Annotated in this window: 11 protein-coding genes and 1 other annotated feature; of the genes, 6 read left to right on the top strand and 5 right to left on the bottom strand. The window is 61.2% G+C overall.

Annotated features, from left to right (window positions below; all coding sequences use genetic code 11):
• Positions 1-130: 130 nt before the first annotated feature.
• A complete protein-coding gene (locus ACWV14_RS21555; RefSeq protein ID WP_454912790.1) occupies positions 131-934 on the top strand; it encodes a hypothetical protein in 804 nt (267 codons plus the stop codon).
• Positions 931-1,230 carry a hypothetical protein gene (locus tag ACWV14_RS21550; protein WP_454912789.1) on the top strand — a complete coding sequence of 100 codons (300 nt, stop codon included), beginning with the start codon at positions 931-933 and terminating at the stop codon, positions 1,228-1,230. The genes ACWV14_RS21555 and ACWV14_RS21550 overlap by 4 nt, the downstream gene beginning before the upstream one ends.
• On the opposite strand, the gene ACWV14_RS21545 is transcribed toward ACWV14_RS21550, so the two are convergent.
• Positions 1,206-2,437, bottom strand: a protein-coding gene (locus ACWV14_RS21545; protein ID WP_454902881.1) for an IS3 family transposase whose coding sequence is annotated in 2 segments (ribosomal slippage) — positions 1,206-2,149 and positions 2,149-2,437 — 1,233 coding nt in all. Because the reading frame shifts where the segments join, the coding sequence is not laid out codon by codon here. The two genes, ACWV14_RS21550 and ACWV14_RS21545, sit on opposite strands and share 25 nt — an antisense overlap.
• Positions 2,043-2,159 (bottom strand) — a sequence feature (AL1L pseudoknot). (Overlaps the previous gene by 117 nt.)
• 752 nt (positions 2,438-3,189) lie before the next feature.
• Between ACWV14_RS21545 and ACWV14_RS21540 the strand changes: the two genes are divergently transcribed.
• Both ACWV14_RS21540 and ACWV14_RS21535 read left to right on the top strand, forming a co-directional pair.
• Positions 3,190-4,251, top strand: coding sequence for a hypothetical protein (locus ACWV14_RS21540; RefSeq protein WP_454912788.1), 1,062 nt, complete (start codon positions 3,190-3,192; stop codon positions 4,249-4,251).
• A gap of 356 nt (positions 4,252-4,607) precedes the next feature.
• The gene (locus tag ACWV14_RS21535; protein ID WP_454903618.1) at positions 4,608-6,320 is read left to right on the top strand and encodes an AIPR family protein; all 1,713 of its coding nucleotides are present in this window, start codon (positions 4,608-4,610) and stop codon (positions 6,318-6,320) included.
• Positions 6,321-6,500: 180 nt separating this feature from the next.
• Here the strand turns inward: ACWV14_RS21535 and ACWV14_RS21530 are convergent, their stop codons facing one another.
• From ACWV14_RS21530 to ACWV14_RS21520, 3 genes are all read right to left on the bottom strand, one after another.
• Positions 6,501-7,829 carry a sulfatase family protein gene (locus tag ACWV14_RS21530; protein ID WP_454903616.1) on the bottom strand — a complete coding sequence of 443 codons (1,329 nt, stop codon included), beginning with the start codon at positions 7,827-7,829 and terminating at the stop codon, positions 6,501-6,503.
• 20 nt (positions 7,830-7,849) lie between these two features.
• The gene (locus tag ACWV14_RS21525; protein WP_454903614.1) at positions 7,850-8,848 is read right to left on the bottom strand and encodes a Bug family tripartite tricarboxylate transporter substrate binding protein; all 999 of its coding nucleotides are present in this window, start codon (positions 8,846-8,848) and stop codon (positions 7,850-7,852) included.
• 145 nt (positions 8,849-8,993) lie between these two features.
• Positions 8,994-10,004, bottom strand: a complete 1,011-nt coding sequence (locus tag ACWV14_RS21520; RefSeq protein WP_454903613.1) for a Bug family tripartite tricarboxylate transporter substrate binding protein — start codon at positions 10,002-10,004, stop codon at positions 8,994-8,996.
• A 125-nt stretch (positions 10,005-10,129) separates the two neighbouring features.
• Between ACWV14_RS21520 and pcaQ the strand changes: the two genes are divergently transcribed.
• Together pcaQ and ACWV14_RS21510 are read left to right on the top strand one after the other, a co-directional pair.
• The gene (pcaQ, locus tag ACWV14_RS21515; protein ID WP_454903612.1) at positions 10,130-11,089 is read left to right on the top strand and encodes a pca operon transcription factor PcaQ; all 960 of its coding nucleotides are present in this window, start codon (positions 10,130-10,132) and stop codon (positions 11,087-11,089) included.
• Positions 11,086-12,300, top strand: coding sequence for a DUF418 domain-containing protein (locus tag ACWV14_RS21510; protein ID WP_454903610.1), 1,215 nt, complete (start codon positions 11,086-11,088; stop codon positions 12,298-12,300). Before pcaQ ends, ACWV14_RS21510 begins: the two co-directional genes overlap by 4 nt.
• On the opposite strand, the gene ACWV14_RS21505 is transcribed toward ACWV14_RS21510, so the two are convergent.
• Positions 12,273-12,893 carry a LysE family translocator gene (locus ACWV14_RS21505; protein WP_454903609.1) on the bottom strand — a complete coding sequence of 207 codons (621 nt, stop codon included), beginning with the start codon at positions 12,891-12,893 and terminating at the stop codon, positions 12,273-12,275. The two genes, ACWV14_RS21510 and ACWV14_RS21505, sit on opposite strands and share 28 nt — an antisense overlap.
• Positions 12,894-12,945 lie beyond the last annotated feature (52 nt).

The following is a 12,945-nucleotide window of genomic DNA, read 5'->3' as shown; positions in this document are numbered from 1 at the left end:
GATTCGAGGCTGCTTGGCTGGGGCACTGGTTCTCCTTCTCCTGATGTGCGGCCAGGCTCATGCTTGGCCTCCCGCTGAAGAGCCTTGCGTAAGCCACGCCGGGGGCGGTGACATCGGGAAAGGAGTCTGCGTGCAAGCACAGAACTTCGAGGCGACCTTCTTTTCCGACGTTGTCGGGGCGAAGGGATCCAAGGATGAGCGCCTAAGTTATCGCGTGTGCAATCTTTCTGGCCCGGAGTTGTACTTCGTTTGGAAAGGAGCTGGCTTCTGGAGCGGTGCGTTGAACACACCGAAGGCTGGTGGCTGCTTCTTCTACAGTCGGCCGCCTGTTGGAGTTGTTGGCAAGCCGGACCTGCGCGAGGTTCTTGTGACGCGTGAACTGACCAGCAAGAAGATCTCCACCATCATTGACGAGGGAAGTTGGATGCGCCAAGCATTTGACTGGGTCACCAGTGCGGGGTATTCGCTTCCAGAAGGAACGCCAAGCGAGCCACAGCGCCGCGTGGTTATTAATTCCTACCGCAAGCAGGTCGAGGAAACGGTGCAGTTTCGAGTTGACTTCCCATCCAGCATGATCACCTGCATCGGACTGCCAGAGGGCGCGCTGCGAAGGAACGAGGAAGAAACGCTGAAGGGCCTCAAGTCGCAAGGCGTCTCCGAAGCCCGTATCCTTTCAGGACCGGATGAGATCGCAAAGGCTTGCCTTGGAAGCGTGCGTGGCCCCAAGTCGGGGGACTTGATCAAAACGCAATTCAACTCGATGCGCGTCTTGGTGCTCGAAACAAAGAAAGTGACCAACGAGGGTCTCTCAGTTAAGTTTTCTCTTCCGTCCAAGACAGAGAAGATCAAAGACATGCCCGTCATGGTCTTCAGCCCCACTGACAAGGTGGTTTGGTACGTGTTCACTTTCCCCACTGTCGCGAGCGGAGAATGAAGAAGCTCTTCATGGAATACGTTGGCGCGATTCTGGCCGCCATCATGACAGTGCCGGCGTCGAAACTGCTGGTGCCCGATCCCGCGTTCGGTTTTGCCATCCTGGTGGGATCCACGATTGGCGCATTGGTCGGCAAGTTCCTTCACACATTCCTTGGGAAAAAGCGCATTACGCGGGCGACCACTGTTGCCTCACTGATTGCCTGGCTCGTTTTGGTTCTCGCCTTCTGGGCTGAATCGCCCCGGCTTTCATGGAGACCAGTTGGTTTAAGTCATGCCGCCGTCTTGGCGGACTGACTGGCGAGTTGCCGGTAATAGTTTGCCTCAGCTTCTGCAGGTGGGATGTAGCCGATGGGTTCGAGCAGGCGATGGTGGTTGAACCAGGACACCCATTCGAGCGTCGCGAACTCCACCGACTCCTTGGTCTTCCACGGTGCCCGGCGATGGATCAGCTCGGCCTTGTAGAGGCCGTTGATCGTCTCGGCCAGGGCGTTGTCATAGGAGTCGCCTTTGCTGCCCACTGATGGCTCAATGCCAGCCTCGCCCAGTCGTTCCGTGTACCGGATGCTGACGTATTGCGAGCCGCGATCCGAGTGACAAATCAAGCTGCCGTCGCGTTCGGGTTGACGCTCGTACAGCGCTTGCTCCAAAGCATCGAGCACGAAGTCCGTGCGCATCGAACTGCTGACCCGCCAACCCACGATGCGCCGGGCGAACACATCGATCACGAAGGCCACGTACAGCCAGCCCTGCCAGGTCGAGACGTACGTGAAATCGGACACCCATAGCTGGTTCGGACGCTGCGCACGGAACTGACGGTTGACCCGATCCAGAGGGCATGGCGCTCTGGCATCGCTGATCGTGGTCTTCAGCACCTTGCCGCGCATCACGCCTCGCAGCCCCAGGCGCCGCATCAGCCGCTCGACCGTGCAGCGGGCCACAGCCGTGCCCTCGCGTGCCAGTTGCCTCCAGACCTTGTCAGCGCCATAGACCTGCATGTTGGCCTGCCACACGCGCTCAATCGCCGGAATGAGGACATCGTCGCGGTGCGCTCGGGCGCAGCGCTTGTGCGGCTCGCGCAGCAGTGCCGCGTGCCGCCGATAGCCCGACGGGGCGACCTGCAAAACCTTGCAGATCGGCTCGACCCCGAAGGTGTCGCGATGCTTGTCGATGAAATCCCTCAGGACTTCAGCCGGCGGTCGAGCTCCGCCTGGGCGAAAAACGCGCTCGCCAGCTTCAGGATCTCGTTGGCCCGGCGCAGTTCCTTGACCTCGCGCTCGAGCTCCTTCATCCGCTGGGCCTCGCTGGTCGTCACGCCTTCTCGAACGCCGTTGTCGACCTCGTCACGCTTGACCCATTCGTTCAGCGTCTGCGGCACACAGCCGATCTTCGGTGCAATCGACTCGATCGCCGCCCACAGCGATGGGTACTCCCCACGGTGCTCTTGCACCATCCTCACCGCGCGCTCACGCACCTCGGGTGAGAACTTGTTCGACTTCTTCATGGCTCAATCCTCTCAGAGTGTTGAGCCTCCACAAAATCCGGGGCGATTCAGGGCCGTCTATGCATTCGGATGGAGGGAAGGGGTGTTCCCGGCGACCAGCAGCTACCTAATGCTCACTCAGATTGCCGTTGGGGCTATGGCGATACTGGTTGCAGGCGCTGCTGCCTTGGTGGGTGCCGAGGCTGGCGCGCGCGCATCATAGTGTGCCGGTCATGCCGGGAATTTGTTCGTAAGTGCCAAGCACGAATCGCTTGGGCGCCCACCTTCTACGCTTTGCCGCAGTTCAACTCCAACAGAGTGGCTAAATCAAAATCCTGTCGCTCCAGCCTCAACGCTGAGGCATATCCTTCGACGAGTACCCCAGGCTCACAGTCGCATCCTCAGGAGTCGCATGCTTCGTCGCATTCCACGCGACGAAGCAAAGGCACTCCTCGAAATCAAGCTTGCGCAGTTTGACTCGCTGCTGTGGTGTTGCTAGGGCGACGGCAACAGATGATTCGAGGAGGCAGGGGAGATGCACCGGGATCGCATGCTCTGGATTGCTGCTGAACTGGCGCGGGAGGCGGAGACGTTGTCGCAGGAAAGTGGGTAGGGCGGGCACTAGCGCTCTCAGTCGGCTTCAACTGGGCATCCCACAAAGTAGGGATGCCCGGGACCTTTCACCTCCGCTACCGTAGTGCAGGGGAGTACCACAAAGGTATGGGAGGCGGAAGATGCTTTGGAAAGCGGCGAACGTAGCCATAGCGGCATTCATGTTGATGCCTGGCGCATCCTTTGGCTTCGAGCTATCGCCGGACGGAACGTCCTTCGAGAAGAAGCTCGCAAAGAAGGGACAACCGACCGGAGACAAGTTGCTCAGTAAGCTCGTGGACTTGGGTGTTCGAAAGTTCGGCAGCCCGGTCCACGAAGAAATTGCAAACCGGTCATTGGATTGCGATGGAGACGCTGACATTTGCGCTGACCCTGATTGGGACCCGGCGCAGGCCTACGTACTCGCTGGAGTACGTTGGAATGATGACCCGCCATTCAGGTTCGAGTCTTCGTTTGGCAAGTATGGGGGATGCAAGGCCGGAGACACAGTGCGCCTTGTGGTCCAACCCGAGTGCTGGGGGCGAGTCTTCTACGACGGAAAGAAGAGGGCCGCTCGCGGTGAAGTATTGAACGCCAAGACGGCGCCGCTGCTTGTACGTTCCCACTTTGGAGACATGCAGTTCCTCCACGCAATGGGCTCGGTCGACGGTGAGTCGCCGGACATCACCTACGCGCGCATCATGATGTGGGCCGAGTTCACGTGGAAGGTCGCGACCAGAAAGATCCCTGCCAATGGCATCGTTGCGAATCAAGACGTGGCGGGTATTCGCGAAGTCTTTGGCTTGAACGGATGGAGCGTGCAAGATCTCTTCGCTCTTGGCAATCCGAACATCCGCAAACCCTCCTATTTGGGGGCGGTCGCGTTCGGAAGCCTTCTGCACACCGTTCAGGATTCGTTCTCTCGCGCGCATGTTGAGCGTGAGCAAATAACGAAGGGGGCCAAGTGCGCGGGTGCAATCGACTATGCCGCGCCGGGTTCCATCAGAGAGTTCCACGCTTATGGTCACCAAGACGCGGACAAGCACTCCACAGCGGACGTTCGTGCCGCGTTCTCCGTTCACTGGTCTTCCGGAGCACCAAGCGCGGTGGACGTTGGACGGGTGCTTGCGCAGTTCTATGACCGACAAGCGGAGTGGATGGAGGTTCGGCCATATGTGGAATGCGTATTCCGATTGGCGCCGGACGCGAGGCAGGCGTCTCCTGGTGACTATGCGCTCAAATGATCGACGTCGGTCTTATCGGACTCCCAATGATTTGGCGCGGGTATTTAACTGCCGACGATGCAGGTATTGCACTAAGCAAAGAGAAGCCTGCGCTCCCAGGCGACGAGTACAGATTTCTGGTGTGGCCTAATCCTCAAAACTCCATGGTCCGCTATGTGGCGGTGGCCGAAATCTGATGAATTCGCGCGAATAAGGACTATTGGCTAGAAATTTTATGTTTCTCGCCAAAATTGAGAAAAACAAAGCAACCGCATCGGTCGTTGGGTTTAAGCAGATTTGTCGCGCCAGCACACACAAGGGCTTAATCGCTAAGCCGGCTAAGAAAAATTTATATTTGCAGTACAACGAGGATAAATATGCATGACGAAATACTTAAGAGCTATGTGCGAGATTTCAGCGAACAGAATGCGCTTGAAGGCAAGAACGAATCTGAGCAATTCGAAAGATTTGTGAATTACTGCATCATCTCGAAGCAGTATCCTCGAGATTTTGATTTTGAAGATCTTTCGATAGGTGGAGGTGCTGATTCCGCGATTGACGGGGTGGCAATTATAGTCAACGGAAACATCGTTCAGGAGCCAGAGGAAATTGATTTCTTTCTGAATAGAAATGGATCACTTGGGGTTTCATTTTCGTTTGTTCAGTCCAAGACTTCCGCAAAATTCAGTGGAGCGCAGATTCTAAATTTTCTTGCCGGGATTAAAAATTTCTTTGCCGATCATTCGGCGATCCCGGAGAATGAAGAAATTCAAAGATTAAGATCTATAAAGCAAAGAATTTACAAAAACAGCATAAGTCTAGATGGTGCGCCAACCTTGGATTTATTTTTCGTAACGACCGGGGCGTGGGCCGAGCCTGAGCATATTAGCGGCCTTATTTCGGGTGAATTGAAGGTTTTGAGGGATAGAGGTTTGTTTTCGAATCTCAACTTCCAATGCGTAGACGCAGAACGATTAAAGCAGACGTATAGAGAGGTGCGAGGGCGTTCGTTAAAGGAAATCGATTTTCCGTCGTTGGTGGCGTTGCCTGAAATCGAAGGCGTGCGTCAATCTTTTGTAGGTAGTTTGTCTGCGCAGGAATACCTAAAGCTTGTAACGGACTCGGATGGAGGGCTGCAGCGCAATCTTTTTTACGATAATGTTCGCGATTTTCAAGGTCAAAATTCTGTCAATCGTGAGATCGACTCGACTTTAAAATCTGGATCCGGACAAGCCGCGCTTGCGATATATAACAATGGCATCACGATCATAGCCAAAAAAGTTGAGCGTATAAGTGGAAAGGTGAAGCTTACAGATTACCAGATTGTAAATGGTTGCCAAACGAGTCATGTGCTGTTCGCCAATCGCGATAGAATCGACGCGGGCTCGCACATTATTTTGAAGATCATCGAAACTGTGGATCCAGAGATTGCTGTCAACGTAATTAAAGCCACCAACCGACAGACCGAGGTGAAAGTTGAGGCATTTGAATCGCTTTCACCATTTCACAAAGATCTCGAAGAGTATTACAAGGCAAAGGCCGCATCGCGAAAGCGCCCCATTTATTACGAGCGTCGATCCAAGCAGTATGAGAATGTGCCTGAGGTAAGAAGCAGTCAGGTTACGACGTTGTCCGCACAGATCAAAGCGTTCGTGTCGGCGTGCCTAGCGCAGCCGCAGAGTACACACCGCCATTTCGGGGAAGTTCTTGATAGCAATAGGGAGCGGATGTTTGTAGCTGGCGATTCACTGGAGAAGTACTACACAGCAGCAGCTGTTTTGAATCGACTAGAGAATCTATTCAAGCGCAATGCTGTAAGGCCACGCTACAAGGGCTATAAATACCACTTGGTCTTTATGCTCTACAACTACTTTGTCAAAATTCACACTTCCAAAGGAAGACCAGATTTCGACGCCATTTGTGAGGCTCTTGATCATGACACCGAACTGGTGAAACTGATACAAGCTGGCTCTCAGAGCATCGAGACTGCACTGAGAAAGCTAAAGCTGTCTTTCGAAGATGGCATACGCAGCAAGGCATTGACGGACCTTCTAGCGAGAGAATTAGCGGTGCATGCAAAGAGCGCCTAACAGTTCAACTCAAATGTTACGGGCATTTGAGCCCTAGCACCTATAGCCGCTAAAGGCGTAGAGCCTTTAACGCCTACTTTCTTGAACAGTCGCAATCGGTATGAGCAATCAATCGACGAGGCACCGGCAGTAGCGGCACTGCTGAATCACGTGGTCAAGTTTTGCCCGTGCCGTCGTCGCTCACCTCTGCGGCATATCCTCAACCGAATACCCCAAACTAACAGTCGCATCCTCAGGAATAGCCGGCATCGTCGCATTCCAAGCCGCCCAATCCGCCCGCATCGCAGCCAGCCTCTCAGGCTCCTTCTTCGCCAGATTCGCCCGCTCGCGTTCATCCCCGGGGATGTTGAACAGGTACTCGTTCCCGTCCACCTTCAGGTACTTCCAGTCGCCGTCGCGCAGCGCTTCCTGGCCACGATGGTTCATGCGCCAGTGCAGCGGGCGGCGGAAGCTCTTCGACGCGTCCTTGAGCACGGGCATCAGCGAGACGCCATCCAGCGGATAGTCCGGGTGCGCCGCCACGCCGGCCGCTTCGAGCATGGTGGCCGACCAGTCCATGGTCATGCACAGCTGCGTGCTCTCGCCGCCCTTGCCGATCACGGCGGGCCAGTGCGCGATCCATGGCACGCGGATGCCGCCTTCGGTCAGGTCCATCTTGCCGCCCACCAGCGGCCAGTTGTCGGAGAAGCGTTCGCCGCCGTTGTCGCTGGTGAACACCACCAGGGTGTTGTCGGCCATGCCGTGCTTTTCCAGCGCGGCCATGATCCAGCCGATGCCTTCGTCCATGTGATGGATCATGCGGCGGTACACATGAATGTTGCCGCCGGCCAGGTCGAACAGGTTGTCCTTGATGTTCGGCGCCTTGGCCGCGTCGTCGCGGGTTTCCCACGGCCAGTGGGGCGCGGTGTAGTGCAGGCTCAGGAAGAAGGGCGCTTCCTCTTTCTTCTGGAGTTCTGCCATGCGGTCGACGTAGTCGACTGCGCGCTTCGAGAGGATGTCGGTGAGGTAGCCCTCTTCGACCTTGTCTTCTTCGCCAAACCACAGGTCGTGGCGGCCTGTGGAGTCGCAGTGCGTGAAGTAGTCGACCCCGCCCGACATGGGCCCGAAGAACTCGTCGTACCCCGAGCGCAGCGGCCCGAAGCTGGGCGGGTAGCCCAGGTGCCATTTGCCGATGAGCGCGGTCTGGTAGCCGCTGGCCTTCAGCAGTGAGGGCAGGGTGGGGTGGTCGGTCGGCAGGCCCAGGGTGGTGCTGCCGCGGCTCTTGCTGTTGATGGGCTCTTCGGCCGCGCCGCGCAGGCGGTACTGGTAGCGGCCGGTGATCATGCCGAAGCGAGTGGGCGAGCACACGGGCGAGTTGGCGTAGCCCTGCGTGAGCTTCAGGCCGTTGGCGGCCAGGCCGTCGAGCACGGGCGACACGGGGCCGAAGGCGGCATCGCGGCCGCCGTAGCAGCCCAGGTCGGCATAGCCGAGGTCGTCGGCCACTATGAAGATGATGTTGGGTCTGGTCATATATCTCCTGGAGTTCTTCTTCAGGGCTGATAGCCCGACTTCTGGACCACGGGCGCCCACTGCGTGCGGTAGGCCTTGAGCATGGCCACGGTCTGCGCCTGGGTGCTGACCACCGGCGTCATGCCGGAGTCCTTGAACTTGCGTTGGGTGTCCGGGTCTTGCATGACTTCGCGGATGGCGGTGGCCAGTTGCTCGACCTTGGCCTTGGGCATGGTGGTCGGCGCGAAGAAGGTGTTCCAGCCGGTGGCGGACAGGTCGAGGCCGGCTTCCTTGAAGGTGGGAATGTTCGGCGCGAACGGCGAGCGCTTGGCGCCCGACAGCGCCAGGATGCGCAGCTTGCCCGCCGCGTGCTGCGGCAGCACCACGTCTTCGGTGTCGACGGCAATGGGCACCTGTCCGCCGATCAGGTCGTTCAGCAGCGGCGCGGAGCCGCGGTAGCCGATCACCTGGGTCGGCACCTTGGCCTTCTCGCCCACCATGAGCCCGAAGAAGTGCGGCAGGCTGCCGGTGGCGGGCACGCCCACGTTGGCCTGGGCGGGGTTGGCGCGCATCCATGCGAGCAGGTGGTTCAGTTCGCGCACCGGCAGGGTGGGCGACACGGCGAGTGCGAAGTCGTAGTCGTTGACGTGCGACACGGGCACGAAGTCGCGGTCGGGGTCGTAGTTGTTGTCCTTGAAGACCAGCGGCGCCACCACCATGACGGCGGGGTTGGCGAGCATCAGCACGTTCTGGTTGGCCGGCGTCACTTTCACCTGCTGCGCTGCTAGGCGGCCACCCGCGCCGGGCTTGTTGTCGACGATCACCGCCACGCCCAGCTTGGTGCCGAGCTTGTCGGCCACCACGCGCGCCACGCGATCGGTGGCGCCGCCGGGCGCATAGCCGACCACGATGTGCAGCGGGGTGTCGAGCTTGGCCTGGGCGGCGGCACCGGTGGCAAAGGCCGCCGTGAAGCCGGCTACAGCCAGCATGCCGACGAGGCGGTGGGTGGCGCGGCGGGTGAGGGAGTGGGTCGGCAGCATGATGTGCAGGTCCTTGTCGTTTCAGGCAATGGCCAATGAGTGTGACCGCGAGGTCCGCGGTTGCGGACGATTCTGAAGACGCTGCATTCGATTGTTCAAATCAACCATTGCCCTGGTTTACCCAGGTGTGGCGCTCCTGCCCTGTTCAGTCGACCTTCATGCCCGTGGCCTTGACGATGCGGCCGTAGCGCGCAAGGCTGGCGGCCAGGTGGTCGCTGGCGGCGGTGCCGGTTTCTCCGAGCGGCACCATGTCGAGCGTGGCAAGGCGCGACTTGACCTCGGGCAGCGCCATTGCCTTCTGCAATGACGCGCGCAGCGTCTGCATCACGGGCTCGGGCGTGGCGGCAGGCACCATCGCGAGGTAGAGCACCTCGAACTCCAGGTTCTTCAGCCCCAGTTCGCCCACGGTGGGCACCTGCGGCAGCAGGGGCGAGCGCTGGCGGCCGGTCACGGCCAGCGCGCGCAGCTTGCCCGACTGCACCTGCGGCAGCAGCCCCGGCGTGGCGAGGATGCCTGCCTGCACTTCGTCGCCCATCAGCGCCAGCACCGCCGGCGCGTTGCCCTTGTAGGGCACGTGCGTGATCTTGGCGCCGGTCTCGTTCGCGAAGATCTCGGCGGCGATGTGGCCGGGGCTGCCGTTGCCGGCAGAACTGAAAGTGGCGGGCTCGGCCTTGGCCTGCGCGATGAACTCGGGCAGCGTCTTCGCCTTCACGTTGCCCGCCACGCCAAAGCTCAGGCCCGACGAGCTGAAGATCATCAGCGGCTTCAGGTCCTTGGCCGCGAACGGCATCGACGCATAGAGGTGCGGGTTGATGGTGAAGGTGGTGTCGATGCCCAGCAGCACCGTGTAGCCGTCGGCCGGGCTCTTGGCCACCAGGTCGGCGCCGATGTTGCCGCCCGCGCCGGGGCGGTTGTCGACGATGAAGGGCTGCTTCAGGTCTTTCTGCAGCGCATCTGCCAGCGCGCGGCCAAGGATGTCGATGGGGCCGCCCGCCGGAAAGTTGGTGAGCAGCTTCACCGCCTTGGTGGGGTATGGGGCGTCGGCTGCCTGCGCCGCCGTGGCGCAGAAGCCCAGGGGCAGCAGCGCCGCGCAGGCGGCGGCCGCGGCAAAGCGGCGGCGCGCGCCGCCCAGGGCGTTCTTGAAAGCGGTGGTCATGTCTTGGCTTGTCTCCTTGTCTGAGGCAACTCTAGGGCGGAGGCAAGGCCGGCACAACTGAAAGCTCTTCTGCCAGGTATTCCGACTGGTTATATTTCAAAGCCCGTCTCCCAGAGAGAAACCCGATGTCAGCCATGAACTTTGCGCGCCTGAAGCTGCGCCACCTGCAATGCCTGGTGATGGTGGCGCAGGAGCGCAACCTGGTGCGCGCCGCCAAGGCGCTGTCGCTCACGCAGCCGGCGGTGTCCAAGACCGTGGCGGAGCTTGAAGAAATCATCGGCCGTCCGCTGCTGCTGCGGCGCCGTCGCGGTGTCGAGCTCACGCCGGCCGCCGAGGTGCTGGTGCGCCATGCCGTCTCGGCGCTGCGCGGGCTGAGCGAAGGCCTGGGCCTGGCCATGGACATGCCCGAGGCCGACCAGTTGCACGTGGCCGTCGGCGCGCTGCCCAACATGGTGGCCAACCTGCTGCCGGAGGCGGTCGCCTTGCTGCATGCCTCGCATCCGGCGCTGCGCGTGCGGGTGGTCAGCGGCATCAACGCGCAGCTGATGACGCAGCTGCGCCAGGGCGAAATCGACCTCGTGCTGGGCCGCCTCGCGCAGGCCTCGGCCATGGCCGACCTTGCGTTCGAGCATCTCTACAGCGAGCCCTTGCTGCTGGTGGTGCGGCCGGGGCATCCGCTGGCTTCGCGGCGCAAGCTGGCGCTCGATGCGCTGGCCGGCTATCCGCTGGTGCTGCCGGTGTCGGGCTCGCTGATCCGTCACACGGCGGACGCCTTTCTCATCGCGCAGGGCGTGGCCTTGCCCAACCGGCTGGTGGAAGCGACCGACACCAGCTTCGCCATCGGGCTGCTGCAGCGCTCCGACGCGGTGTGGTTCGCGCCGCAGGGGGCGGTCGAAGGTTTTCTGGCGCGCGGCGAGCTCAAGCGCGTGGCCATCGACACCACCAGCACCGAAGGCCCGGTGGGGCTCACGGTGCGGCGCAACAGCGAGCCGGGCGAGGGCGCCCGCCTGCTGATGGAAACCATCCACGGCATCGTGCAGAAGCGCAAACCCATCGTGGGCCGGCGACCGGTGGAGGCGGCATGAGCACGGTGGCTCCGTTGCACGAGCGCCAGTCGCTGGTCGATGCACTGCGCGGCTTCGCGCTGCTCGGCATCCTGGTGGTGAACATCGCGACCTTCTCGTCGCCGTTCTACGGCATGGGCGTGCCCGACCCGATGGCTCAGACGGCGGTGGAGCGCGCGGCGCTGTTCGCGCGCTCCTTCCTGTTCGAAACCAAGTTCTACCTGCTGTTCTCGTTCCTGTTCGGCTACAGCTTCACCCTGCAGATGCAGTCGGCCGAGCGCGACGGCAAGCCTTTTGCGCCGCGCATGCTTCGGCGCCTGGTGGGGCTGTGGGTGCTGGGCCTGCTGCATGCGGTGGTGCTGTACCACGGCGACATCCTCACGACTTACGCGGTGATCGGTGGCGTGCTGCTGTTGCTGCGGCGGCGCGGCGACGGCGTCATGGCGTTCTGCGCGGTGAGCCTGGTGCTGCTCACATCGCTGCTGTGGGCCAGCCTTGGTTTCTTGATGACGCGCGCGGGTGTCGATGCCGACACGCGCAGCCTCTATGCCGAAGCCGTGGCGGCGCTGCACGCCTACCGGGGCACGCCGGCCACGGTCATCGCCCAGCATGTGCGCGAGCTGGCGCAGGTGTGGGTGGTGCTCGCATTCGCGCAGGCACCGACGGCGCTGGCGATGTTCCTGGCGGGCTTCATCGCCGGGCGGCGCGGCTTGCTGGCGAATGCCGGCGCGCATCGCACGTTGTTCGAGCGCCTGTTTTTCTGCGGGCTGCTCATCGGCGTGCCGGGTGCCATGTTCTATGGCCTCTCGACCATGCGCAACAGCGACAGCGGCGGCCGCGAGGTCATCGGCCTTGCGCTCGGCCTGCTCACCGCGCCTTTCCTGACCGCCGCCTATGCGTCGGGGCTGGTGCTGCTGTTCCAGACGCCGCGCGGGCGGGCGCTTGTCGCATGGCTCGCGCCGGCGGGGCGAATGGCGCTCTCCAACTACCTGCTGCAGTCGCTGGTGTGCGCGTGGATCTTCCTGGCTTACGGGTTGCGGCTGATGGGTTCGGTAGGCCCGCTCGCCAGCTTCGCGTTTGCGTTCTCGATCTTCGCGGTGCAACTGCTGCTGAGCCGCTGGTGGATGGAGCGCTTTGCCTATGGCCCGGTCGAATGGCTGCTGCGTGCGTTCACGCTGCTCGAGCTGCCGTCGATGCGCAAGACTCAGCGCATGAACAGCGTCGAGAGCTGATACGCCGCAAAGCCCACCAGCACCACGCCTGAAAACCGGTTGATGCCCTGCATGGCCCTGTCGCTGAGTCGGTGCCGCACTATCGACACCGCGCTCGAAAGCCCTAGCCACCACAGCGCGGAGCCGAGGAACACGCCGAGCACCATGGTTGCGGCGGCCGGCGCGCCGCTCACGTGGCCGGTGGCGATGGAAGCGAACACCGCAATGAAAGACAGGATGGTCATCGGATTGGCCAGCGTCAGCAGGAACACCGACAGCATCGCCTTCAGCGGCGTGGTCGCGTCAGCGGCATCGCGTGCCTTGGTGGCGGCGGGCGCGCGCAGCAACTGCACGCCCATCCACGCGAGGAACGCCGCGCCGCCCAGCGCCAGCGGCACGCGCGCCGCCATCATCGTGGCAATGACGGCGGATACACCCAGCGCGCCGATTGCGCCGTAGAACGCATCCGCCAGCGCGGCGCCAAGGCCGCTCATGAAGCCGATGAGGCGGCCGTGCGCGAGCGTGCGCTGGATGCACAGCAGGCCGATGGGGCCGACCGGCGCGGCAATCGAAAGGCCGATGACTAGGGACTTGAGGAAGAGTGCGGAATCCATCCGGCAATTGTCCCGAGCCGCCCCGCTGTAGAGAATGGCGAAGCGCAGGCCG

The organism is Variovorax durovernensis (assembly GCF_977011995.1).
Note: the sequence above shows the minus strand (reverse complement) of the source record. Positions and strands in the feature narration are given on the sequence as shown.